This is a genomic window from Priestia megaterium NBRC 15308 = ATCC 14581 (assembly GCF_000832985.1).
GTDB classification, from domain to species: Bacteria; Bacillota; Bacilli; order Bacillales; family Bacillaceae_H; genus Priestia; species Priestia megaterium.
This window is the reverse complement of the sequence record NZ_CP009920.1, coordinates 2,613,425-2,636,052: the sequence shown is the minus strand read 5'-3', so window position 1 is coordinate 2,636,052 and position 22,628 is coordinate 2,613,425. Positions and strand designations below refer to the sequence as shown.

Here is a 22,628-nt window from a genome sequence, read left to right as displayed (position 1 = left end):
GCACCCCTTTTTACTGACAAGAAGCAATAAATGTACATAACGAAAAACGGCCCTTTAAAGGGCCGTTTCATTTGTATTTAAAGCTTCACTTCAACTTTTGCATTTTTCTTAAGTTCTTCAACTTTTTTCTCCAATGCTTCTTGTTTCTTTTGTTGTTCAAGCTGCTGCTTAATTTGTGGCTTTACGTCTTCAAGCTTTGGCATTTGAGATTGTTCTTTACCGCCGCTTGCTTGACTTTGGCTTTGTTTTGCAAATTGATCGTAATAATCTTGAATTTCTTTATCTGTTACTTCTGGTGTTTGAATGTCTTTATCTACGTACTGCTGATATTTAATGCTGTCAGCCAGCTCAGACTTTAATTGTGATTGAGTTAGTCCTGCATCTTTTAAAGCCGCTTTAAACTGTTTATCTGTTTTGAACTGCTTTTTCGTTTCTTTTAACTTTTTATTTACTTCTTCATCAGTTGCTTTATAGCCTTTGTTTTCAGCTTCTTGCAATAGCAGCGTTTGCCCTACTAAATTGTCAATTGTTTGCTGCTTTACTTGTTTAGCTGCTTCTTTAGATGTTGGGTCTTGTCCCATTTGTTGATATTGGGCTTGTGATGAAGATAATGCCGCATTATATTCTTCACCAGAAACTTTTTTACCGTTTACAACCGCTACGGTTTTCTTCTCATCTACTTTTTGTTTATCTAATTTCTTCTGCATTTCTTTTGCTTGCTTTTCCTGCTTTTCCTGAGCCTCTTTTTGCTTCTCAGTTTGTGCAGTTTTCTGATCATCACTTTTTGATTGCTTTGCATCATCGTTTGAACCGCATGCTGTTAAAGCTGCAGCAATTACCCCAATGAGCAATGTATACATCAGTTTTTTCATGATTAATCTCCTTTCATAATCCCAAACGATTATTAGCTATTCGAAAAAATCATCTAGGGGGCATTGTATATGATATAGGCGTAAAAAGAAACCATTTAGGCTAATTTTAAACATATGTAATAAGATTGAAACGTTCTGTAATCTTATGAAAGGTAAATGCTCTTCTTTATACGGCCTGTCTAATCATAACATTATTTAGTATGATTTACATAATTTACAGTACGTTATACATCTGTATTATTTCAATTTATTTGTTATATGAAAAGCAATAGTATTTGATTTCATGTTTCTCTAAGAACTTTATACGAATTTAACGATATCACAAGTTCTTTTTTTATCCAATTGAAAGCCAAAATTCATTAAAAAAAGAAAAAAGCATGGGATAATCATGCTTTTTTCTTTTCAATTTATGTATGAATTATAAAACGATTCATACGAATACGTAATCAAATTGTTTTCTTTTGCAAAACACTCAATGGAAACAGGAAATAAGAACCCGTATTTTTTTAAAATTGCAATATTTTTTTCGAATTGCTCGCAGTCGCTTTCTTCAATCGGCCGATGCTGGATCGCTTCAATCACGGCAATTATTGTCTGAAGGCTACTAATGACTTGCAATGCTTCATCGAGTAAGCCATTATATAAATGGTCTGTACAATAATCTGGGTTCAATAATTCATCAGGATTAAGCTTATCTACAGATACATACCGAGGTAACAAGTCATAACGAAGCTGTTCAGTCAACTCTTCTATGTAATTCTCCATTTCTGGCGGAGCTGCTTGGGCAATTTTCATGGTTACCCCCCCTTTTTTCTCTTAACTTATGTCTCTTTATTTAGCATAACATAAACATAAAACGAGAACTTCAGGTAGTTATTTCCTCCTAATTATTTACAAGTTCTTTTAAAAGATTAAAGGATATTTACTAGTATGTAAGGAAGGGATTAAATATGAGTATACACGGCCAATGGCTAGAAGATAAAATCGCAAAAAATGATGCAGGGCAAACAATTGAAGATTATTTAAAAACGAAATGGCGTATTCCTAAAAAAACGCTGCATCAGTTTCGGATGAAGAAAAATGTGCTTATAAACGGCGAGCCTTTACCATGGAGAAACACTCTTAAGGAACATGATAAAATGTCACTTCCTTTTTTTGAAGCAGAGCCTAATGAAATAACACCTTACAATGTTGATATAGAGATTTTGTTTGAAGATGAGCACGTACTAATCGTAAACAAACCAATCAACCTAGATACTCACCCTTCATCAGAACAAGACCAAAAAACTCTTTTAAATGCTGTAGCTGCTTATTTTCAAAAAATAGGCCTCAAAACAAAGCCTAGACACGTTCACCGTTTGGACAGCGATACATCAGGTGCTATCTTATTCACGAAGCATTTTGTAGCAAGCTCTGTGTTTGATCAGCTGCTGGCTGAACGTAAAATTAATCGGACTTATATTGCCATCGTCCAAGGAATCATAAAAAAAGAGGACGGAATCATCAATGAACCCATTGGACGCGATCGTCATCACGCTACAAGAAGAAGAGTATCTAGAACGGGACAAGCTGCCAAAACACGTTATCGGGTGTTAAAACGCAATACGGCGAAAAACGAAACGCTTATTGAACTTTCGCTCGAAACCGGACGCACTCACCAAATTCGTGTTCATATGAGTCACATCGGCTATCCATTACTTGGTGATACTCTTTATGGAGGAAAGAGATTAAAAGAACAGCAGCAAGCTTTACATGCCACTAAGCTTTCTTTTATACACCCGTTTACACGTCAGCGCGTATCAGCTGTTGCACCTCTAACTCAGCAAGTCTTTTCGCCTTACAGCAAGTTGTTTTCTTATTAAACATAAAAGAGAGGTTAAGACACAACCAGCTAAGGGCAAACAAATAGAAGAAGTGCGCTGAACCGCTTGAGATACCTACATGAAACCTGCGTTCACCATATCAATAAAAAAATCCGAACGAGTTGAATTCTTTATCAAGAATCTCAATTCATCGTTCGGATTTTCCTTTAACTAAAATACTTTTGTCCTAGCCTCTTTTTTTCTATTGAATTTTAAATTGACGAATCAAGTTCGCCAATTCTTCACTAATCTCTTGCAGATGTTCCGCTGATTGAGAAACAGTAGAAATAGCTCTAATTTGTTCTTCTGTGGAAGCGGTAATCTCTTCAGTTCCTGCTGCTGATTGCTGTGCAATGGCTGCTATGCTTTGAATTGCCGCTACCACGTCTTCCTTATGCTCATCGATACTGTCCATGCTGCTTGTCACATGTTCGACAGCCGCCGCCACTTGTTCAATCGTAGTTGCAATTTCATGAAAAGCTCGTTCTGTATCTCCTACCACAAAGTCTTGAGACTTTGAAAGCTCTTCTGTACGGTTGCATTCTTCACGCGCAGCAGCGACTTCACCTTGAATCACTGCAATCGTATGACGAACTTGTTCAGTGGCCTGAGAGGACTGTTCAGCAAGTTTTCGCACTTCTTCAGCTACTACCGCAAATCCTTTGCCATGTTCTCCTGCACGAGCTGCTTCAATACTAGCATTTAATGCAAGTAAATTTGTCTGATCTGAAATACTATTAATCGTGAAAATAATAGATTCAATTTTTTTCATCTTATTTGTTAACTCTTCCATTACAGCTTGAACAGCGTGAATCGTTTGAGACGATTCAGTGGTTTGGCTGCGAAGGAGCTGCATCTGTTTTAAACCTTTTTCATTGATGCTTACAGCTTCAATCGTCATTTTATTAATCTGTGCATTTTGTTCAATGACTTCTTCAATTTGCGAAGATAAACTCATCGTTTTATGATTAGTAGAGTCAGCGTCAGAAGCTTGCTGCGTGGCACCGCTGGCAATCTCATGGATAGCCCGGCCGATTTCTTCACTGGATGCAGTTGCTTCTTCAGATACGGCACTCAAGTCTTCAACAGACGTTTTTACTGTCTCAACAGATGTCTGAACCGTGCCAATCAATGTTTTCATTTTGGCTACCATATCATTAAATAAATGAGTAAGCTCACCAATTTCATCTTTTGACTTCGTCTTCACCTGAACCGTTAAATCGCCAGCTGTTACTTTGGCTACTTCATTTTTCAAGCGGCGAATCGGATTAGTAATAATTCTTGAGAAAAAGATGGTTAACACCACTGATAATAAGATGCCAATTAACGCAATCCAGACAATAACAGTCAGTAAATGATGAGCGCTTGAGAGCATTTCATTATAAATAAAGGCATTTCCTATCTTCCAATTCGTCCCTTCGAGAGTATCATATGCCATCACTCTCTCTTCACCTTGAAAGGTATACTTCATGAAATCTCTATTCCGGTCTGCTTCGTACATTTTTTTCATAAATGGCTGATTCATCAAATTTTTCCCAGCTTCTGTTGGATGAACGAGCGCTGTGCCATTTTGATCAAATAAAAATGCATACCCACCGTGATTTACTTCTGCTTTACCTACAATGTTTTTTAATGCATCTAAGTCTAAATCAGTAGCTATAACGCCCAGCACATTTTTAGTATCTGGATCTAAAATAGCCTTTGCAATTGTCACGACCGTCTTTTTTGTTGCTGCATCTTCATATGGATCCGTATAAATAACCTCATTAGGTGATTCTACTGCTTGTTTGTACCATACCCTTGAAGTCGGATCATAGTTTGAACCAAACTCTTGTTTAGGAACAGAATACATTCCTTTATTTTTAGTGCCTATGTATTCAAGTGCTAGGTTTGGATACTTTTCTTTAAACTGCGTAAACTCTTTTTGAACTGTGTTCCATGTAAAATACGGATTTTTCTCTTGGTTTGTTTGATCTCCTTCCTGCTTAACAAAATTAACAATTACATCGTTTTCACTATACGTTAGCAAAGAACGACTATACATGTCTAAGTACGTATGAATGGTTTCTTTTAACTCTTTCACTTGACTTTGAGACTGAATTTCTACATCTTTTTCTATTTGCGTTTTGGTAAATTGATAAACAGCCCCTGAAACAACTAATAATAAAATAGCTATAAAAATACTAAAAAATACTACGAGCTTTGCACTTAACCTCTTCATTCCCTCACCCTTCTACAAAAATCTTTATATTACTAATAACGGCTTTTCATTTTCATTTTTGAAGAAGTTTTTGTGATTTATTTCAAATTCCCGCAAAATAAAACCAGCGCATCCTTTCATAACGAAAGAACGTGCTGGTCTTATTTTTGTTTTTCGTATGCATCAGGTTCAATATGAACAAGCGTATCTTTAATTTGATGCTCATCGTTCATTATATGTTCAATTTGATCAGCAATTTCATGGCTTTTGATAACATTTAAATGGGGATCTACTTTAACAGTTACATCAATCACGACTTGATTACCAAGCTTGCGCGCTTTCACATCTTCTACTTCTTTTACACCTTCTACAAGCTCGATGCTTTCTTTGTAGTGCCCTAACTTTTCTTCATCAAATCCGTCCGTTAAAGAATGAGCCGCTTCTTTAAAAATCTCAATGGCTGTTTTACAAATAATAATTCCCACAGCAAAAGCAGCTACCACGTCCAGCCAGGGCAGGCCGAATTGTGAGCCGAAAATTCCCACGACAGCCCCTATACTCACAAGTGCATCAGACAAATTATCTTTAGCAACCGCATATAAAGACTGGCTATCAAGTTTTTTAGCAAGCTTAATATTATATCGGTAGACACCACCCATAACAGCAGCCGCTCCAAGACCTACCCAAGCAGCCAGTAAATTAGGCGCTTCAGATTTGTCCATAAATAATGACTGACCCGCATCGACCAATACTTCTAGTCCGATTACCATCATGATAAAAGAAGCAATAAGTGAAGAGATATGTTCCGCTCTGGAATGTCCATAGGGATGATCATTATCGCGAGGTTTTTTAGAGATTTTTAAGCCGACTAAGACGGCAATTGATGCAATAATATCTGTAACATTATTAAGACCGTCGGCTTTTAATGCAGAGGAAGCGGTGACACCCGCAATGATAAGTTTACATGTCGATAAAAAGATATATGATAAGATACTAACCCAAGCGCCTTTTTGGGCTTGCTCATAGTAGTTCTCCATCCCTTCCACTCCTTTATTCAAAATAAGCAAACTTAGTGTAACAAATGGATTTCGTGTGGGTCTATAGAAACATTATTGGCTGCTAACATACAAATAGAGAATGTTAAACTCTTTAGCTTTCTGCAAAACAAGTTGCCTTTACTCAACACTTTAAACGTTTAAGATCTTTCTAAATGTGGCACTTCATGTAGAAGGACATTTTTTTAAATCGCCCTGTAAAATTGTTTACTATTTTTTAAAGGGTGTGATTTTTATCACAGCTGAAGCAATTTATTCTTGTTACACTAACATTGTGAAAAACATCACAAAATAAAATTCAAAGGATGATACAAATGAAAACACAATTTACACCAAAAACACGAAAAGTTGCCGTTATCGGAACTGGTTTTGTGGGCTCAAGCTACGCTTTTTCAATGGTGAATCAAGGTATTGCCAATGAATTAGTGTTAATCGATATGAACAAAGAAAAAGCAGAAGGTGAAGCACGTGATATCAATCATGGAATGCCATTTGCCACACCGATGAAAATCTGGGCTGGAGATTATAAAGACTGTGCTGACGCTGATTTAGTAGTTATTACAGCGGGCGCTAATCAAGCTCCAGGGGAAACACGCTTAGATCTAGTTGAAAAAAACGTTAAAATTTTTGAATGCATTGTAAAAGATATTATGAACAGCGGATTTGACGGCATCATTTTAGTGGCAACAAATCCAGTTGATATTCTCGCACACGTTACACAAAAAGTATCAGGATTACCAAACGAACGGGTAATTGGTTCAGGAACGATTCTTGACACAGCTCGCTTCCGCTACTTGTTAAGCGACTATTTCGAAGTAGATTCTCGCAACGTCCACGCTTATATTATGGGGGAACATGGAGATACGGAATTTCCTGTTTGGAGCCACGCGCAAATTGGCGGTGTGAAGCTCGAACATTTTATCAATACTGCCGCTATTGAAAAAGAACCCGATATGCAGCATCTATTCGAACAAACCCGCGATGCGGCTTACCATATTATTAATCGAAAAGGAGCGACTTATTACGGAATTGCAATGGGGCTTGTACGCATTACCAAGGCTATTTTAGATGATGAAAATTCTATTTTAACAGTATCTGCTTTATTAGAAGGACAATACGGTATTTCTGATGTGTATATCGGCGTACCAGCTATCATTAATAAAAACGGCGTGCGTCAAATTATTGAATTGAATTTAACCCCTCACGAACAGCAGCAGCTCGAGCACTCTGCTAGCATTCTTAAGCAAACTCGCGACAGAGCTTTTGTGTAACATCTAAAGATTTTTGCGGGGGACTCCCCCGCTCCCTTGTTTTAAATATGTAGTAGAGGTGTATGAATATGACGTGGACTCAGGTATATAATCCGTTAGATAATATTTGGCTTTCTGCACTAATTGCACTCATCCCCATTATCTTTTTCTTTATTGCTTTAACTCTTTTGAAATTAAAAGGACATATTGCTGCTGGTATTACAGTGCTTCTTGCTATGATTATTGCTATTTATTTTTATGATATGCCTGCCTCAATGATCTTAGGAGCCACAGGCTATGGGTTTCTGTATGCACTTTGGCCCATCAGCTATATTATTATCGGAGCGGTGTTCTTATACAAGCTAACTGTCAAAAGCGGACAGTTTACTACCATCAGACAATCTATTATTTCAATAACCGACGACCCCCGCTTGCAAATGCTGCTTGTTGCTTTTTCCTTTAATGCTTTTTTAGAAGGGGCAGCGGGATTTGGAGCTCCAATTGCCATTACAGCAGCGCTTCTAGTTGGACTTGGGTTCAAACCGTTAAAAGCAGCGGCGCTATGTTTAATTGCTAATACAGCTTCAGGAGCGTTTGGCGCCATGGGGATTCCTGTTATTGTCGCAGGACAAGTATCTGGCATAGATCCAAAAGAAATTGCTCATTTTCTTGGCACGCAGCTTCCGATTATTTCTTTTCTTATCCCTTTTTTACTTGTCTTTATTATGGATGGGATAAAAGGATTAAAAGACGTATGGAAAGCAACGAGCATCACAGCCGTTTCCTATGCACTGACACAGTATTTAACTGTTACATACATCGGCCCTGAACTTCCAAATATCACATCTTCTATTGTGAGTTTACTTGCTCTTGCTTTTTATATTAAACGAACAAGCCCGGCAGCGGCTAAAAGCTTCAGCCTGTCACCAAAACAGATTTTAAAGGCTTGGTCTCCTTTTATTCTATTAACGATACTCGTTACGGCTTGGAGCATTTCTTTTGTCAAAACAATGCTTGAACATATGAACCTGCTTATTAACGTCCCATTTTTACACAATCACGTAATTAAAGCAGCGCCTTTAGTAAAAGATCCTACGCCTTACGCTGCTATCTTAAAAATAGACGTATTTGCAGCAACAGGTACAGCAATTCTTATTGCTTGTATCCTTTCAGTTTTCTTGCTTAACATATCGCCAAAAGTGGCATGGACCACTCTTTTAGAAACCGTAAAAGAATTATCAAGGCCTATTATTACTATTATGATGGTCATTGCTTTTGCTTTTATTTCAAATTACTCAGGACAGTCTTCTACACTTGGATTGGCGCTCGCTACATCAGCTGCTTATTTTCCATTTTTATCCCCATTTCTTGGCTGGATCGGCGTATTTCTAACGGGGTCTGTCGTATCAAATAATGCGCTGTTCGGCAACTTGCAGCTAACTACAGCTCAGCAAATTAATGTCTTGCCGGTTATTCTCGTAGCGGCCAATACTGCCGGCGGCGTGATGGCTAAAATGCTTTCTCCTCAATCAATTGCTGTCGCTGCCGGAGCAGTGGGACTGGCTGGAAAAGAAGGTGAACTGTTTAAATACACGCTCAAATACAGCATGGGATTTTTGATAATAGGAGGATTTGTTACCTTTTTATTGGCGTGGTGGTTATGATAAAAAAGCGCTAAAAAACTGTTATTACCGTGTTTCTTTCATTTAAACAAACGTTTGATTATATAAAAAAGTCCCCAGTTAGCACTGGGGGTTTTTTTATTCTGAAATAAGTAAACCTATATTGCCGAATTGTTTTCCTTTATCTAATCGTTCGCAAGCTGCAACTGCCTCTGACAGCGGATAGAATCGATCGACGATTGGTTTAATTTGATGTTTCTCTATAAAATCCATCATGTCCACGAATTCTTCCTGACTTCCCATAGACGTACCAAGTATGTTGAATTGAGGATAAAAAATGGTTCTTAGAGGTAATTCAACTTCATTTCCAGAACTTGCGCCAAAATTAACAATTCTTCCATTTGGCTTTAATATTTCAAAATAAGTAGGAAATAAAGCTGCCCCCACACTATCAAGTATGATATCTACTTTTCTATTGTTGGTTTCTTCTTTTAAGTTGCTTCCGCTATCTAATGCATAATTCGCTCCATGCTTTAGAGCTTGCTTTCTTTTTTCACCACTTCTAGAAGTGACTGTTACGTTAGCTCCGATAGCTTTTGCGAATAACAATCCATAGGTCGCGACTCCGCTTCCTATACCGGGAATAAGGAGGTGCTCTCCTTTTTTTAATTGGCCTTTTGTAAATAGAGCTCTATAAGCAGTTAAAGCGGATAGTGAAAGAACCCCCGCCTGTTTCCAAGATAGATAAGATGGCTTTTGTACAACGTTATTTGCTTGTATGATTACATACTCTGCAAATGTTCCATGTGATGGACCGCCTAAAATTTTAGGTGTAAGTGGAACGTGTTCTACACAATCCCACTCTAGACTCGGATTAACAATTACTTCCATTCCTTTTTTTAAACCTTTTATGCCTTCTCCCAATTCCTCTATAATGCCTGCACCGTCTGAACCGGGAATAATCGGCTTATCTCCTTTACCTCGATTTTTCATAACGAACAAGTCTCTCCGGTTTAAACCTGCTGTTTTTAACCTTATTTTTATTTCTCCCCTTTGAGGGTGCATCTCCTGAAGGTCTCTGTACTTCATGCCTGCTATTCCACTTTTTTCACTATGTATAATGCCTTTCATCCTTTCGCCTCCTCTTAATCTACTTAATCTACCCTACTAAAAAGCTGTAAATGGCAAAAGAAATATGCCTAAAAAAAGGAAAAAACAGTTTTCACATTCACTTTTTCACCGTTTTATCTTTATTTTTCTGTATCGTAAAGGTATTAAGCTTCTTTTATTACATTTTCGTTACAAACAATATTTTTGTAATAAAAAGATTAAAAAGTAGAAAGAAACGCCTGAAAATGTTAATAAATCAACCTTTAACTGGTAATTCTCTTACTATACCTAGTTTAGAAACTAGTAAAAAACTAAAAAAAATTAAGAAAAAAAGCCAAAACACTTTCTTTTGTTACAGATTTATTGTAATATAAATGTAACAAAAGAAATATAAAACACATAATTGTTACATAAATAAGGTTAATTAATTAGGAGTGAGTTAGAAATGAAAAAAATTGGACTAGTTTTATCATCAATCGCTATTTTCTTTACACTAAGCACTGGAGTTACAGCACAAACAACATCTACAACATTAACGGATGCAAATGCTGTCAAAATTGCAGCTAGTGCCAGCAATCATTTCTGGAGTGCTCTGCACGGTTATAAAAACAAACAATGTACAGAACGTACATTTGAATATAAAGGAACTGAGTACGTGTATCTTTGCCCTGAATTTGATACAAAAGCTGAGCTATCTAGCTACTTATCTGAGACATTTACAAATAGTGCAGTAGAAAAAGGATTAACAAATTACGGCTATATCACATATAACGGCAAACTTGCACACCCAATCGGCGACGGATTCAGCATGTTAGAGTGGTCAAAAGCAAAAACAAAGCTTGTGTATCAAACAGCAACAGTTCGCTCTTATGAATTCACAGTTCCAACTGTAGATGGCGGCAGCGTAAAACGAACTGTCACATTCTATAAATCTAATTCTCAGTGGAAAGTAAATAAATTTGACGCTGTTCAATAATAAAAAAAGCAGGCCTGCTTGAGCAGACCTGCTTTTTTCTTTTTGATCGATAACATAAATAAAACTTCTACTTACAGCGCTCTAATAGCTGTAAATAGAAGTTGAGATCACAAGTTTAAGTAAATCAGATTTTGTCGAATCCTGTAGAAACAGTGATAAGTTACGTTTTATATTACAGGCTAAATTGCTTATTGTCAACATAATTCAGCAAAAAGATAGGGCAATATATTCAGAGCATAATAAAGACATTAACTTGGATTTTGTTCATGTTCCTCTGGGTTATCATGTACAGGATGAGCGCCTGGAAATAATCTCTGCGCTTTTTCATGAAGATTTTTGTTTTCATAATTAAATGCGCTATACGTTCGCTGCCCTTCTTCCCATGAAGTAGATTTCCCCAGTTTTTGATTAACAGGAGAGCCGAAAGGCCCGTCTGGAAATTCTTCAGCGGTTATATACTCATGGCTTTTTTCTACTGTAGAGAAATCATCATACGATGGTTGTTTGTCTTCTTTCAATGATTTCACCCCTTCTTTCTAGAAGATTTTCTACTAGTATGCACACTTCTTTGTAAAAAACCCTCTTAAATTAGTCTAAATCAGGGTATGATAACTATACATTTATTTTTAAAAGGAGTTGAACAGCTTGGAACCTAGACCTCAGAAAGGAACTTTTTTCCGAGAAAAAATCTTAAATAATAAATTTGTTGTATATACAATTATTATTTTTATTCTCAGCATGACTATTTTTTCGTTATCAAAAATCGGATTTATTTTAATTCCTATCTCTATTTTTATTAAAACAATCGCATTGCCAATTATCCTAGCAGGAATTTGCTTTTATTTATTTAATCCGCTTGTTGACTTTTTAGAACGAAAAGGTGTAAAACGAATTATTTCCATTCTTGTTTTATATATAGTGATTATCGGCGCATTAGCCATTATTATTTCATCGGTTATCCCGCCTCTAAAAAATCAAGTTGACCGTCTTATTGATAATATCCCAGAGCTGACGCATGACGTTCAGCATGCGGTGACTAATCTTTCGAATAACCGATATGTCGAACAGGGTCTTCAGTCGGCTAACACGGACCTAGATAAGATTTCAAAAGATGCATCAAAACACTTGAGTAAATATGTTTCTGGATTTTCAAGCGGTATTGTGAACTTTGTCGGCACCATTACAGAAATTATATTATCGGTTGCCGTTTTACCCTTTATTCTTTTCTACTTATTAAAAGATGGGAAAAACTTGCCTAATTACATTGTAAAACTGCTTCCAAACCGCTCTCGTTCTGAAGCTAAATTCATTTTAGCCGACATGAACCACGCATTAAGCGCATATATTCGCGGGCAAATTTTTGTTGCGATTTGTATAGGTGTACTGCTTTTCATTGGCTATCTGATTATTGGGTTAGATTATGCATTACTTCTAGCGATTATCGCCATGGTAACCAATGTTGTCCCATACCTTGGTCCTATTATCGCCATTATTCCAGCCATTATTATTGCATTTATTACGTCTCCTTTCATGCTTGTAAAACTAGCCATTGTCTGGGCAGTTGTTCAATTGCTTGAAGGTAAAGTAATATCTCCGCAAATTATGGGAAGAAGCCTAGACATTCACCCGATTACGGTCATTTTTGTCATTCTAACCGCCGGAAACTTATTCGGAATCATCGGTATTATTTTAGCCGTTCCTGGATATGCCGTTTTAAAAGTTATTATTACGCATATTTATCAATTCATCCGTTTGAATTCTACTATGTATCCAGATAAAAAAGCATAATAAAAAGCCCATCGATTTTCAATGGGCTTAACTTTTTACTTTTGTTCTTCTTCGTCTTCACGATCAAACCAAAGGAGCTCTTGATCATCTTCATCTCCATTATAGTTGATGAGAATTTCTTCCCCTGCTTGGATATCCGTATATGCATAAAAATCAAAGGTATGATTGTCAAAATTAATTTCATACGTAGCATTTGGTGTATACGAGTGATTAAACAGCATACCGTATCCCAAAAGAATAGCCGTATGATTCACTCCATATTCAAAAGCATAATCCGCTAGTGTTGTTTTCTCAATAAAATCATGCTCTTTATTAGGATAAGCGATTACGGGAGCTTCGTGAATAAGCGTTCCTTTTTTAATATCTTGCTTAGCAAATACACCTCTATTAAATTCTCCGTCGCTTATCGTAGACTTTTTTATTTCGATCATATTCGTCACCTATATATTCTTTCCTCTAAGATTTTCTTCTTCCCTAAGCTTGACAGTTTCTAATGGGGAAATCAACTGTTTTTCATAACCACTTGAATATAAACTGAAGGAACGCATATCATGCGCGCTTGTGTAAGCACTTACCTTAGTAGGAACATGCGATGTGGTTTTATTTTAGACATGGAGTCGCAATGATTTGGTTAGCTCTTGTTATTTATACGTTTTCATCTATTACTAAATGGGGGAACAAAAAACAAATAAGAAATAAAGTGGAGGTCTAACAGAAGCATACGTTTTCTTACCTATTATTTTTAAACAAAATGGGCTGGGAGGAGCAGTATTTATGAAACGAATCATTGACTCGCATATTCACCTCGATCAATATGAACCGAAAAGATGGAAAGACATAATAGAGAAGGATCGTTCGTTACAAGCGCTTATTTCTGTATCTTCTACATTACACTCTTGCCAACTTAATCAAAAAATCAGCAAGTTATATTCCTGCGTGAAACCCGCCTACGGATTTCACCCTGAACAAATGCTGCCTTCTCCAAATGAATTAGCGGAGCTGTTTGCTTGGATCGATCAAAACAATGAAGAAATGATCGCTGTTGGTGAGGTTGGTCTACCTTATTACTTAAGGCAGACATACCCTCTTTCTCTAGAGCCCTATTTGGAGCTGCTTGAAGCTTTTATTATTCATTCAAAAAAGTGGAGAAAGCCGTTAATTCTGCATGCTGTATATGAAGATGCTGAAATTGTGTGTGACTTACTAGAAAAACATTCCGTGTCTAAAGCTCACTTCCACTGGTTCAAAGGAGCTAAACAAACCGTTGAACGAATGAAAAACAACGGTTACTATATTTCAGTTACACCCGATATTGTATATAAGCCTAAAATCCAAGCGCTTGCCATGGAATACCCTCTTGACTACTTGATGGTCGAAACAGATGGTCCGTGGCCATTTGAAGGACCTTTTCAAAACCAGACAACGGTTCCATCAATGATACATCAGTCCGTTGAGGAAATAGCACGTCTCAAAGGAGTTTCTGGAACGGAAGCATATGATTTTTTATATCAAAATACGTCTTGTTTTTATAATCTCTCCACATAAAAGGCCTTTCCCTAAGGAAAGGCCTTTTATATCTAAATTCGTTTCACAAGTTTTACGATCAGCACAATCACTGCAATGACAAGAAGAATGTGAATGATGCCGCCGCCAATATGAAAAACTAATCCTAATAACCAAAAAATAAATAAAAGTCCAATAATCGTCCACAACATAATTTTTTCTCCTTTTTTTATATGTAGTATTTGTTATAATTTTATATTTCCCTAAATGTGCATAAATAAACGCATTTCATATACATCTTTTCGCTAAAGAAGGTTCACATAATGTACAAAAAGTACTCATGTTCTCTGTGGTAAAATAAGTATGTAATCTTATTTCATTTAAACTATAGCGGAGATGATTAACTATGACGTGGATTGTACTACTTTCCATTATTCTTGTAAGTGCGCTCAAAATATTAGTAACGTGTCTTCCAACTCCAGTGGTCAAATGGCTTATGACTAAATTTCAATTACATCCAACACTTGATGACCAAAGCGTTACTGTCACAGTTGATGGGAAACATTTAGAAGGCAAAAATAAAATGCAAATGATTGATTATTTTAATAAAGCAACATTTTTAAAACAATATTATGTCCATGAAGGAAATAAGGACTATTATAAGCACCTAGAAGACAGTGAAACTCCACTGGTTATCGATACGAAAAAAGGAAAAAAAGATGTTCGATTATGCGTATACAGTTATGATGATCATGTCGATGTCGTAAAACAGTATAAAAACAAAATTATTGCTTACAGCCTGCTGTCTGATCACCTTCAAAAGCAGTCCATAACAGCTGACCTAGCTTAAACCAGTCGCCTATAAGGCGGCTTTTTTAGTTTTAGTTTGAAGCTATCTTATTTAAAAATACCAAACTTTAACATTAAATCTAGTGCTATAATATAAATTAATATAATTTTCTAACTTTTTAAGAGGTGATGGATAATGCTTTCTTTGTTAGGGTTTGGAATGATTGCGACTTTTCTATTTCTTGTCATTAGTAAACGCTTGTCCGTGGTTGTTGCTTTTATTTTTGTCGCTATCCTCTTTGGTATAATTGGAGGTTTTAGTGCCGATATGGGCGATATGATGATGAAGGGTATTTTAAAAGTAGCTCCTACGGCCATTATGATCGTTTTTGCTATTTTATATTTTGGACTAATGATTGACGTCGGTTTATTTGATCCTATGATTTCTCGTATCCTAAACATTGTGAAAGGCGATCCTTTAAAAGTCGTAATGGCAACTGCCGTTATTACAATGCTTGTTGGCTTGGACGGAGACGGCTCTTCTACATTTTTAATTACAGTTTCCGCCTTGCTTCCTTTGTACACAAAACTGGGAATGAACCGACTAATACTGGCTTGTGTTATTAGTTTAAGCGCAGGTGTTATGAATATGATTCCTTGGGGAGGTCCTCTCGTAAGAGCCGCAGCAAGTTTGCAATTAGAAGTATCAGATCTATTTAACCCTCTTATTCCAGCTATGGCAGCGGGATTGATGTGGACTTTATTTTCAGCATACTTACTCGGAAAGAGAGAGAAAGCGCGCTTAGGCACCATTCATTTAAAAGGTTCATCAATGGCTTTTGCTGAACAGCTTTCAGTTCATGAAACCCCTGGGAAGCCACCTAGACTCTTTTGGTTTAATGCCTTATTGACACTGTGCTTAATGACTATCTTGGTCGTAGACATACTCCCTATTCCTATTTTATTTGCTATTGCTTTTGCCATTGCTTTATTTGTTAATTTTCCTCACCCAAAAGAACAGCAGGAAAGAATCTTAAGTCATGCAAACAGCTTTGTAATGGTTAGTACGTTGGTTTTTGCAGCCGGAATCTTTACAGGCGTTTTTACAGAAACAAAAATGATGGATGCCATGGCTAATACCATTGTCAGCCTCACTCCTGAATGGCTGGGATCTCACCTTCCCTTAGTTGTAGCAATAACGAGCCTTCCTCTCAGCTTTGTATTTTCACCTGATGCTTATTACTTTGGCATTTTACCTGTTATTAGCCATACAGCAGCTAATTTTGGTGTAGACCCTGTAGAAATAGGACGAGCAGCTTTATTGGGACATTCCACAACTGGGTTTCCCCTATCTCCTTTAGTACCCGCTACTTTCATTCTGATTGGGCTGGTTGAAGTAGATTTCGGGGAGCATCAAAAGTTTCTTTTCAAGTGGGCCTTTGGGACAACTATTGTGATGACAATTACAGCCATTTTAACGAATGCTATTTCCCTTTAGACTCTATCATAAAAAAGGAAGCCGACTACCATAAGGCAATCGGCTCACACATGTAGGATATTGATTTAACACTAACAAAGTACAACACAACACTAGTAATTATATAATATATTTCATTATTTTGAAAGCGATTTCATAGATATTTTTAAAAATATTTTGTTATTTGTTTTTCATAGAAAAAAACCACGTTTCAGCCAATTCGAAACGTGGTTTTTTTCTGTAAGGACTTGCCCTACAGGCTATAAATGTAAGTACGCTCATTATAGCATGAGCTCTTATCTAGATTCTATGGTAATTACTGTATAATATCGTTACATTACGACCGGTTGTATTTTTCTGTCCATGTGCAGCGTATTCCATGGCTCATCCTGTTCAGCAAGCCTTTCGATAAAATCTTGTGAAGTCCAGAATGGAATAGCCCCCGGTAAAAAAGGATGAGTATGCAGATACAACGTGTCATAAAAATGACTTTGAGCAAATTGTTCCACTGCTTTTAACAGCTGCTGTCCAATGCCTAGACGCCGGTATGCTGGATCGACATAGCATTTTACAATCTCGGCTGCAGTTTTATGTTCATATCGCTTTTTTAATGCATGAAACCTTCCATCGTAAGCGTATAAACCCATTGTTCCAATTACTTGTTGATTTTCCGTGACAGCTGCAAAAAAAGCAGCGCCTTTCGCTTGAACATAATATTCATTAAAATGAAGCAAATCCACAGGAAGCTGATTTTTTTCCATCATAGGAAATAGCTCATTCCGCATATTCATGACAAACTGACTCACTTCAGCATCCTTTTCTGTTACTTCTTTAATTTGATACATTTGTACTTCTTGCACGTTTACTGTCACATCCTTTTATCTATCATTGTATACTTTCTCTTTTTCCTATAGGAACAACACAATATTGACTATAGCGTTACGTCTAAATGCTGAGTCAGCATATAATACTCGCTTGGATTTGTGGTCCAGTTTTTCACTTTTTGATTATAAGCAACAACAATGTTTGGATGTACAATCGATGATGTCAGCATTTCCTCATTAATCAAAGCGGTTGCTTGCTTAGCTAACTGATCTCGCTTTGCGTCATCTATGGTTAAATTTAACTGATGAATCATTTTTGTTAGCTTATCATTATCAATCCGGCTGGCATTTAAACCACCGCCCGGCAAATAGTTCGTACTTAAATAATAGCTTGCATCTCCTCTAGGTGCAGTGATAAGACTGTACAGTGCTAAATCCCAATCGTCTTTTGCCATTACATATTCATCGCTGTCCTCAACGAGATGAATCTTAATAGTAATTCCTAACTCTTTCGCATTAGACTGTATAAGCTGAGCAATCAAAGGAAGTTCCGGCAGAGAGCTGTATGTGACAAGAGAGAGCGATAATGGCTTTCCATTTTTGATTGTTTTGCCATTTTTAATTTGATAGCCTGCTTTCTCTAAATATTTTTTAGCAGATGGCATACCTCTTTGCTCATTAGCATTATTATCAGCAAAAGGAAATTGGGGTAAAAATGGACCTCGAGCTGCTGCCGCTTGATTGTTCATGATGCTGCTGACAATTTCTTTTCGGTTCAGTAAGGTATCGATAGCTTTTCTTACATTTTCGTCTTTTAATGCGTCATTGGTTTGATTATAAAGTAATAAATGTGTACGCACACTAGGTACTCCACTTACCTTAAAAGACGGATCTGTTTGTAAAGTGCCCAAACTTTCTAAAGGCGGGCGATAAATAATATCGGCTGTTCCGGACTGAAGAGCCGCAACTCGCGCATTAGCATCTTCGTTAAATGCAAAGATCGCATTTTTCAATTTTACTTTCCCATTCCAATAATGTTCATATCTTTCTAACTTCACTTGATTTCCTTGATCGAAAGTCAAAACTTGAAATGGACCTGTGCCAATAGGCTTCTTAGCTATATTAGAAACATCAATATCTATAATAGCTGTGTTTGGATGCACTAACTCAGAAGGAAATTTAGGCATTGGTTCTTTTAATGTAATTGTCAGCGCATGACCGTTCGCTTTCATTTCTTTAATATTTAAAGCGTTTTTCATCGCATAACTTTGATCTATCGTTCTTTGAAGAGAAGACTTAACGGCATTTGCATCTAGCGCTTTACCATTTTGAAACGTAATATTCTTTCTTATCGTAAATGTCCACGTAAGACCGTTATCTTCCGTTTTCCACTTTTCAGCAAGCCAGGGCTTTATTTTTAAATCATTGCTGATTTTAACAAGCGTCTCCCCTACTCCCGCACGAACTGCTGTATAATTATCATCCGTATGAGGATCAAGCGTTGCAGATGTAAAATTAAATAAAAACGTCACACTTTTATCCGTTTTCTTTCTTTCTTTTATACTTATGCTCTCTTCATTAGGAGCGCAAGCAGTGAGGCAAAGTAACACAAGAAATATCATAGATACGAGTTTTTTATTATTTATCATTGCTTTTTCCACCTTCTATTTTAATACACAAAAAAGCACTTCTAAAAAGAAGTGCTTGTCTTCACAACAAATTCAGATAAACGTATTCCTTGTTTATCCTATTTTTGGTTCTGCCAAAACACCTCCCTATCCTCGTAGGTTATTGTGTGCTGCGATTTATGGCAGGTCTCCTGGCTTCAAGTCATTGCCTTATACCGCCTTCCCGTCTCTAAATAGACAGTGGCTTTTTGGCATAAGGCTCCTTGTTACAGTGGCGGGACCGCTCCGGATTTGCACCGGATTCCCTTTTAAGGCAATTGAAAAACAATTGCCACCATAAAAGCTGGTTATTTAATTTAGTAGCGTGCTCTTGAAACTCTAGAAGTAGAAGCTGATGGTGAAACATCTTCATCATCAAATCCAGTGGCAATAACGGTTACCATCATTTCGTCCTTTAAATCTTCATTAATCACGGATCCAAAAATCATATTTAAGTCCTGATCAGAAGCCGACGTGACAATATCTGCTGCTTCCTGTACTTCGTAAAGACTCAGGCTGCTGCCGCTTGTAATGTTCAACAGCACGCCTCTTGCTCCATCAATCGATGCGTCTAGCAGCGGACTAGAAATCGCTTTTTTCGCTGCTTCAATTGCCCGGTCTGATCCGGAAGCTCGTCCGATACCCATAAGCGCAAATCCTTGATTAGACATGATTGTTTTTACATCAGCAAAATCAAGGTTAATCAGCCCCGGAACAGCGATTAAATCTGAAATACCTTGAATACCTTGGCGAAGAACATTATCTGCTTCACGGAATGCTTCAAGCATAGGCGTCTTTTTATCGACAATTTCAAGCAAGCGGTCGTTTGGAATCACAATAAGGGTATCTACCGATTCATTCATCGCAGTAATACCACCTACTGCTTGCTTCGTACGTTTATTTCCTTCAAACTTGAACGGGCGAGTGACTACTCCAATTGTTAAAGCATTTAGTTCACGGGCAATTTGGGCAATAACCGGAGCTGCTCCAGTACCGGTTCCTCCGCCCATGCCAGCTGTTACGAATACCATATCTGCGCCTTGCAGTACTTCTTGAATTTGTTCTCTGCTTTCTTCGGCTGCTTCTCTTCCCACTTCTGGATTAGCTCCTGCACCTAATCCTCGCGTTAAGGCCGCACCAATCTGCATTTTCACATCTGCTTTAGATAAGTTAAGCGCCTGAGCATCTGTATTAACGGCGATAAATTCTACCCCTTGTACACCATGTTCAATCATACGGTTAACGGTGTTATTTCCTCCACCGCCGACTCCAATTACTTTAATTCGCACTAATGGCGATACATCTGCATCAAATCCAAACATTCTAAGTTCCTCCTCAATGATCAAAATTACTTTCTCTTATTATCCGAAAAAACACGTGAAGAACCTTTTACTACTATATTTAAGGCGTAACTGTTCTTTTGTTTTACAGATTTTATACATTTCTCTTTTAACCTTTAAATCTTTACATCTTTATGTAAAATTATTGTTGTTCTGCAGTTAGTACGCCGAACTCTTTTTTGGTTTTTCTACTCAAAACGGCATATAAGCTTATTGTATCATTCATTTGACAGATGTCTGTATTTAATTTTGAGTAAGATGTGACTAAGAGAATAATATTTTTATAGACAAAATGAGAAAAAGCCCTTAGAAATAAGGGCTTCTCTAGATAATAAACCGTTTTATAATTTCCCAGTTAAGAATTGAGCTTCTCCCATGCCAAAGCTCCAGTCAGCATTACCGTTCTCAACAATTGAAATCATAATGTCGTTTGGCTGAATACCGCAGCTTTCTCCCAGCTCTTTTACAATTAATTTGTAAAGAGCTTGTTTTTGCTCTTCTGTTCGCTGTTTACTCGTTACACTTATAATAACCAAATCCTTGCTTCTCTCAAAGCCAAGACCTGTATCTTCAATAATCATTTCATGAGCAGGATGCTGATGTACAATTTGATAACGGTCGCGTTCTGGGACGCCAAAGGCTTCTAGTATCGCTCGGTGAGTAGCGTCTAGTAATGCTTTTAACTCTTTTTCATCTCTTCCTTCTATTACATCAAATCTAAGTAATGGCATACTAAGTAACCTCCAGCTTTTTGTCTAATATATTATTGCTTTATCATATCACAACTATCATTTGTAAAAAAAGATATGCTATTCCAAATGTGCTCTCTAGTGAAAGAGCGCTCAAACTCTTCAATGAAAGCTGAACCGAATAAAAAGAAATGAGCAGCATAACGGCTCATTTCATTAGTACAAAAATATTTATAATAAGAGCTAAAATACATACAGATACAATGGCAATGAGTACGTTCATCACAAGGTTTTGCGAGGATGTTTTAGCTTGTTTTTTCATATCAGCCCGACTCATCTGTTGCTTTTCATGATCACTTTTAGACATCACGTAGCCTCTCCTATTCATCAAAATGTCAGCAGTGTGTAAATGATTTTTGAGAAACCTTGATCCAGTTTTTTTGTATAAACAGCAGCACATGCAGGTTATCACCAGTTATTTTAGCATGTTTTGTCAAATAAGTGGACTATGTAGCGCTTCAATTTAGTATTCACGGCCAAATATATTTAAATTCGTTGCTTTTCTCTTCTTTTCTCGCTATTGTTTGAGAAGAAGGATAATTAGATACGATAAAGGATGATACGATATTGAATAACCATACGCAGCTGCCTCAGTATATCTACACATACGCATGCAGCGAAGAGGAACTCTCACTATGTCAATTAGAGAGACGCTCTCTTTTTGAAATTGAAACTGAGAAACCTATCATAAAAAGTGCCGTTAAACTTGATCCAAGCAGAAGCCCTTTTATCAAAGAGCGATTAGATATTATGTATGAATCAGATGACCTTGCGGATATTTGCAAACAAGTAGAAGATATTGACCTTGGAGATCAAACATTCAAACTCATTTTTATGAAAATTAATGACTTGGAAAAAGATCAAAAAATAAGTTATAAAGGTCAGCGTGCTGTTGAACGTGATGTGGGTTGGCATTTTGTAGCAGAAGCAGACTTGCATAACCCTGACCATTTGTTTGGCATTGTTCCATTTGAAGGACGCTGGTATTTTGGAAAATATCAAAAAAGTGAAGCTGTATGGCTGCATCATTTGAAGAAACCGCGTGAATACTCTACGGCACTCAGTACCCGCCTTGCAAGAGCTGTAGCTAACATTGCCGTTCCAAATCCTGAAGGAATCAAAGCGATTGATCCATGCTGTGGTATTGGTACAGTTCTGGTAGAAGCTCTTTCAATGGGCATTGATATTGTAGGACGGGATATCAATCCACTTGTGACCGACGGATCTCGTGAAAATATTGCGTATTTCGGCTTAAACGGTGATGTCAAAACGGGACCGATTTCGGATGTTACAACTCACTATGATGTAGCTATCATCGACATGCCTTACAATCTCTACACCCACGCGACGCCTGAAGATCAGCTTTCTATTTTGAAACACGCTCGCCGCTTTGCGGATAAAGTAGTCGTGATTACAGTAGATACGATTGACCATATGATTCATGAAGCTGGCTTTTCTATTTCAGATCGCTGCGTAGCGCGCAAAAGCGTATTTTCTAGACAAGTAGTTGTATGCGAATAAAAAAGACACCAGTCTAACAGGCT

The 22,628-nt window shown here is 37.2% G+C and carries 22 protein-coding genes and 1 riboswitch; of the genes, 9 read left to right on the top strand and 13 right to left on the bottom strand.

The features are described 5' to 3' along the window. Window positions 1-77 precede the first annotated feature (77 nt). Entirely contained in the window at window positions 78-872 is a 795-nt protein-coding gene (locus tag BG04_RS14130; RefSeq protein ID WP_034654560.1) for a SurA N-terminal domain-containing protein, read from the bottom strand. Window positions 873-1,274: 402 nt separating this feature from the next. Then, window positions 1,275-1,667 (bottom strand): YhcU family protein, encoded by a 393-nt coding sequence (locus tag BG04_RS14125; RefSeq protein WP_013081630.1) that lies wholly within the window; start codon window positions 1,665-1,667, stop codon window positions 1,275-1,277. A 155-nt stretch (window positions 1,668-1,822) separates the two neighbouring features. Between BG04_RS14125 and BG04_RS14120 the strand changes: the two genes are divergently transcribed. Then, window positions 1,823-2,734 (top strand): RluA family pseudouridine synthase, encoded by a 912-nt coding sequence (locus BG04_RS14120; RefSeq protein ID WP_034654563.1) that lies wholly within the window; start codon window positions 1,823-1,825, stop codon window positions 2,732-2,734. Window positions 2,735-2,936: 202 nt separating this feature from the next. Here the strand turns inward: BG04_RS14120 and BG04_RS14115 are convergent, their stop codons facing one another. Both BG04_RS14115 and BG04_RS14110 read right to left on the bottom strand, forming a co-directional pair. Continuing rightward, complete coding sequence (locus tag BG04_RS14115; protein WP_034654566.1) at window positions 2,937-4,955, bottom strand: methyl-accepting chemotaxis protein; 2,019 nt, start codon at window positions 4,953-4,955, stop codon at window positions 2,937-2,939. Between the two features lie 140 nt (window positions 4,956-5,095). Continuing rightward, complete coding sequence (locus BG04_RS14110) at window positions 5,096-5,971, bottom strand: cation diffusion facilitator family transporter (RefSeq protein ID WP_034654569.1); 876 nt, start codon at window positions 5,969-5,971, stop codon at window positions 5,096-5,098. 332 nt (window positions 5,972-6,303) lie between these two features. Here BG04_RS14110 and BG04_RS14105 point away from each other — a divergent pair, with 332 nt between their 5' ends. Then, on the top strand, window positions 6,304-7,260 hold the full coding sequence (locus BG04_RS14105) for an L-lactate dehydrogenase (protein ID WP_013081626.1): 957 nt from the start codon (window positions 6,304-6,306) through the stop codon (window positions 7,258-7,260). Window positions 7,261-7,322: 62 nt separating this feature from the next. Beyond that, window positions 7,323-8,903, top strand: a complete 1,581-nt coding sequence (locus BG04_RS14100; RefSeq protein WP_034654572.1) for a lactate permease LctP family transporter — start codon at window positions 7,323-7,325, stop codon at window positions 8,901-8,903. Between the two features lie 96 nt (window positions 8,904-8,999). Here the strand turns inward: BG04_RS14100 and BG04_RS14095 are convergent, their stop codons facing one another. Next, window positions 9,000-9,992, bottom strand: coding sequence for a zinc-binding dehydrogenase (locus BG04_RS14095; RefSeq protein WP_034654575.1), 993 nt, complete (start codon window positions 9,990-9,992; stop codon window positions 9,000-9,002). A gap of 424 nt (window positions 9,993-10,416) precedes the next feature. Here BG04_RS14095 and BG04_RS14090 point away from each other — a divergent pair, with 424 nt between their 5' ends. Beyond that, a complete protein-coding gene (locus BG04_RS14090; protein ID WP_034654577.1) occupies window positions 10,417-10,947 on the top strand; it encodes an IseA DL-endopeptidase inhibitor family protein in 531 nt (176 codons plus the stop codon). Between the two features lie 248 nt (window positions 10,948-11,195). On the opposite strand, the gene BG04_RS14085 is transcribed toward BG04_RS14090, so the two are convergent. Then, window positions 11,196-11,465 (bottom strand): hypothetical protein, encoded by a 270-nt coding sequence (locus BG04_RS14085; protein WP_014461729.1) that lies wholly within the window; start codon window positions 11,463-11,465, stop codon window positions 11,196-11,198. A 127-nt stretch (window positions 11,466-11,592) separates the two neighbouring features. Here BG04_RS14085 and BG04_RS14080 point away from each other — a divergent pair, with 127 nt between their 5' ends. Further along, window positions 11,593-12,735 (top strand): AI-2E family transporter, encoded by a 1,143-nt coding sequence (locus tag BG04_RS14080; RefSeq protein ID WP_013081622.1) that lies wholly within the window; start codon window positions 11,593-11,595, stop codon window positions 12,733-12,735. Window positions 12,736-12,770: 35 nt separating this feature from the next. On the opposite strand, the gene BG04_RS14075 is transcribed toward BG04_RS14080, so the two are convergent. Continuing rightward, the gene (locus BG04_RS14075) at window positions 12,771-13,166 is read right to left on the bottom strand and encodes an SET domain-containing protein (protein ID WP_016762930.1); all 396 of its coding nucleotides are present in this window, start codon (window positions 13,164-13,166) and stop codon (window positions 12,771-12,773) included. Between the two features lie 343 nt (window positions 13,167-13,509). On the opposite strand from BG04_RS14075, the gene BG04_RS14070 reads away from it, so the two are divergent. Then, complete coding sequence (locus BG04_RS14070; protein WP_034654579.1) at window positions 13,510-14,280, top strand: TatD family hydrolase; 771 nt, start codon at window positions 13,510-13,512, stop codon at window positions 14,278-14,280. A gap of 32 nt (window positions 14,281-14,312) precedes the next feature. On the opposite strand, the gene BG04_RS30300 is transcribed toward BG04_RS14070, so the two are convergent. Further along, window positions 14,313-14,450 (bottom strand): lmo0937 family membrane protein, encoded by a 138-nt coding sequence (locus BG04_RS30300; protein ID WP_013055244.1) that lies wholly within the window; start codon window positions 14,448-14,450, stop codon window positions 14,313-14,315. A 194-nt stretch (window positions 14,451-14,644) separates the two neighbouring features. Between BG04_RS30300 and BG04_RS14065 the strand changes: the two genes are divergently transcribed. Together BG04_RS14065 and BG04_RS14060 are read left to right on the top strand one after the other, a co-directional pair. After that, window positions 14,645-15,088 (top strand): YfmQ family protein, encoded by a 444-nt coding sequence (locus BG04_RS14065; RefSeq protein WP_034654582.1) that lies wholly within the window; start codon window positions 14,645-14,647, stop codon window positions 15,086-15,088. Window positions 15,089-15,223: 135 nt separating this feature from the next. Continuing rightward, window positions 15,224-16,525 (top strand): CitMHS family transporter, encoded by a 1,302-nt coding sequence (locus BG04_RS14060; protein WP_034654584.1) that lies wholly within the window; start codon window positions 15,224-15,226, stop codon window positions 16,523-16,525. 311 nt (window positions 16,526-16,836) lie between these two features. Here BG04_RS14060 and BG04_RS14055 read toward each other — a convergent pair whose 3' ends face one another. The 5 genes from BG04_RS14055 to BG04_RS30970 form a co-directional block, all read right to left on the bottom strand. Continuing rightward, the gene (locus BG04_RS14055) at window positions 16,837-17,364 is read right to left on the bottom strand and encodes a GNAT family N-acetyltransferase (protein WP_034654587.1); all 528 of its coding nucleotides are present in this window, start codon (window positions 17,362-17,364) and stop codon (window positions 16,837-16,839) included. Window positions 17,365-17,435: 71 nt separating this feature from the next. Further along, window positions 17,436-18,977 carry a nickel ABC transporter substrate-binding protein gene (gene nikA / locus BG04_RS14050; RefSeq protein WP_034654589.1) on the bottom strand — a complete coding sequence of 514 codons (1,542 nt, stop codon included), beginning with the start codon at window positions 18,975-18,977 and terminating at the stop codon, window positions 17,436-17,438. A 142-nt stretch (window positions 18,978-19,119) separates the two neighbouring features. Next, window positions 19,120-19,310, bottom strand: a riboswitch (cobalamin riboswitch). 2 nt (window positions 19,311-19,312) lie between these two features. Further along, entirely contained in the window at window positions 19,313-20,317 is a 1,005-nt protein-coding gene (gene ftsZ / locus BG04_RS14045) for a cell division protein FtsZ (RefSeq protein WP_013055240.1), read from the bottom strand. A gap of 359 nt (window positions 20,318-20,676) precedes the next feature. Further along, entirely contained in the window at window positions 20,677-21,066 is a 390-nt protein-coding gene (locus BG04_RS14040) for a tautomerase family protein (RefSeq protein ID WP_016762924.1), read from the bottom strand. Window positions 21,067-21,232: 166 nt separating this feature from the next. Next, window positions 21,233-21,391: a hypothetical protein gene (locus tag BG04_RS30970; RefSeq protein ID WP_013081614.1), complete on the bottom strand. Its 159-nt coding sequence runs from the start codon at window positions 21,389-21,391 to the stop codon at window positions 21,233-21,235. Window positions 21,392-21,651: 260 nt separating this feature from the next. Between BG04_RS30970 and BG04_RS14035 the strand changes: the two genes are divergently transcribed. Beyond that, window positions 21,652-22,605: a TRM11 family SAM-dependent methyltransferase gene (locus BG04_RS14035; protein ID WP_034654592.1), complete on the top strand. Its 954-nt coding sequence runs from the start codon at window positions 21,652-21,654 to the stop codon at window positions 22,603-22,605. Window positions 22,606-22,628 lie beyond the last annotated feature (23 nt).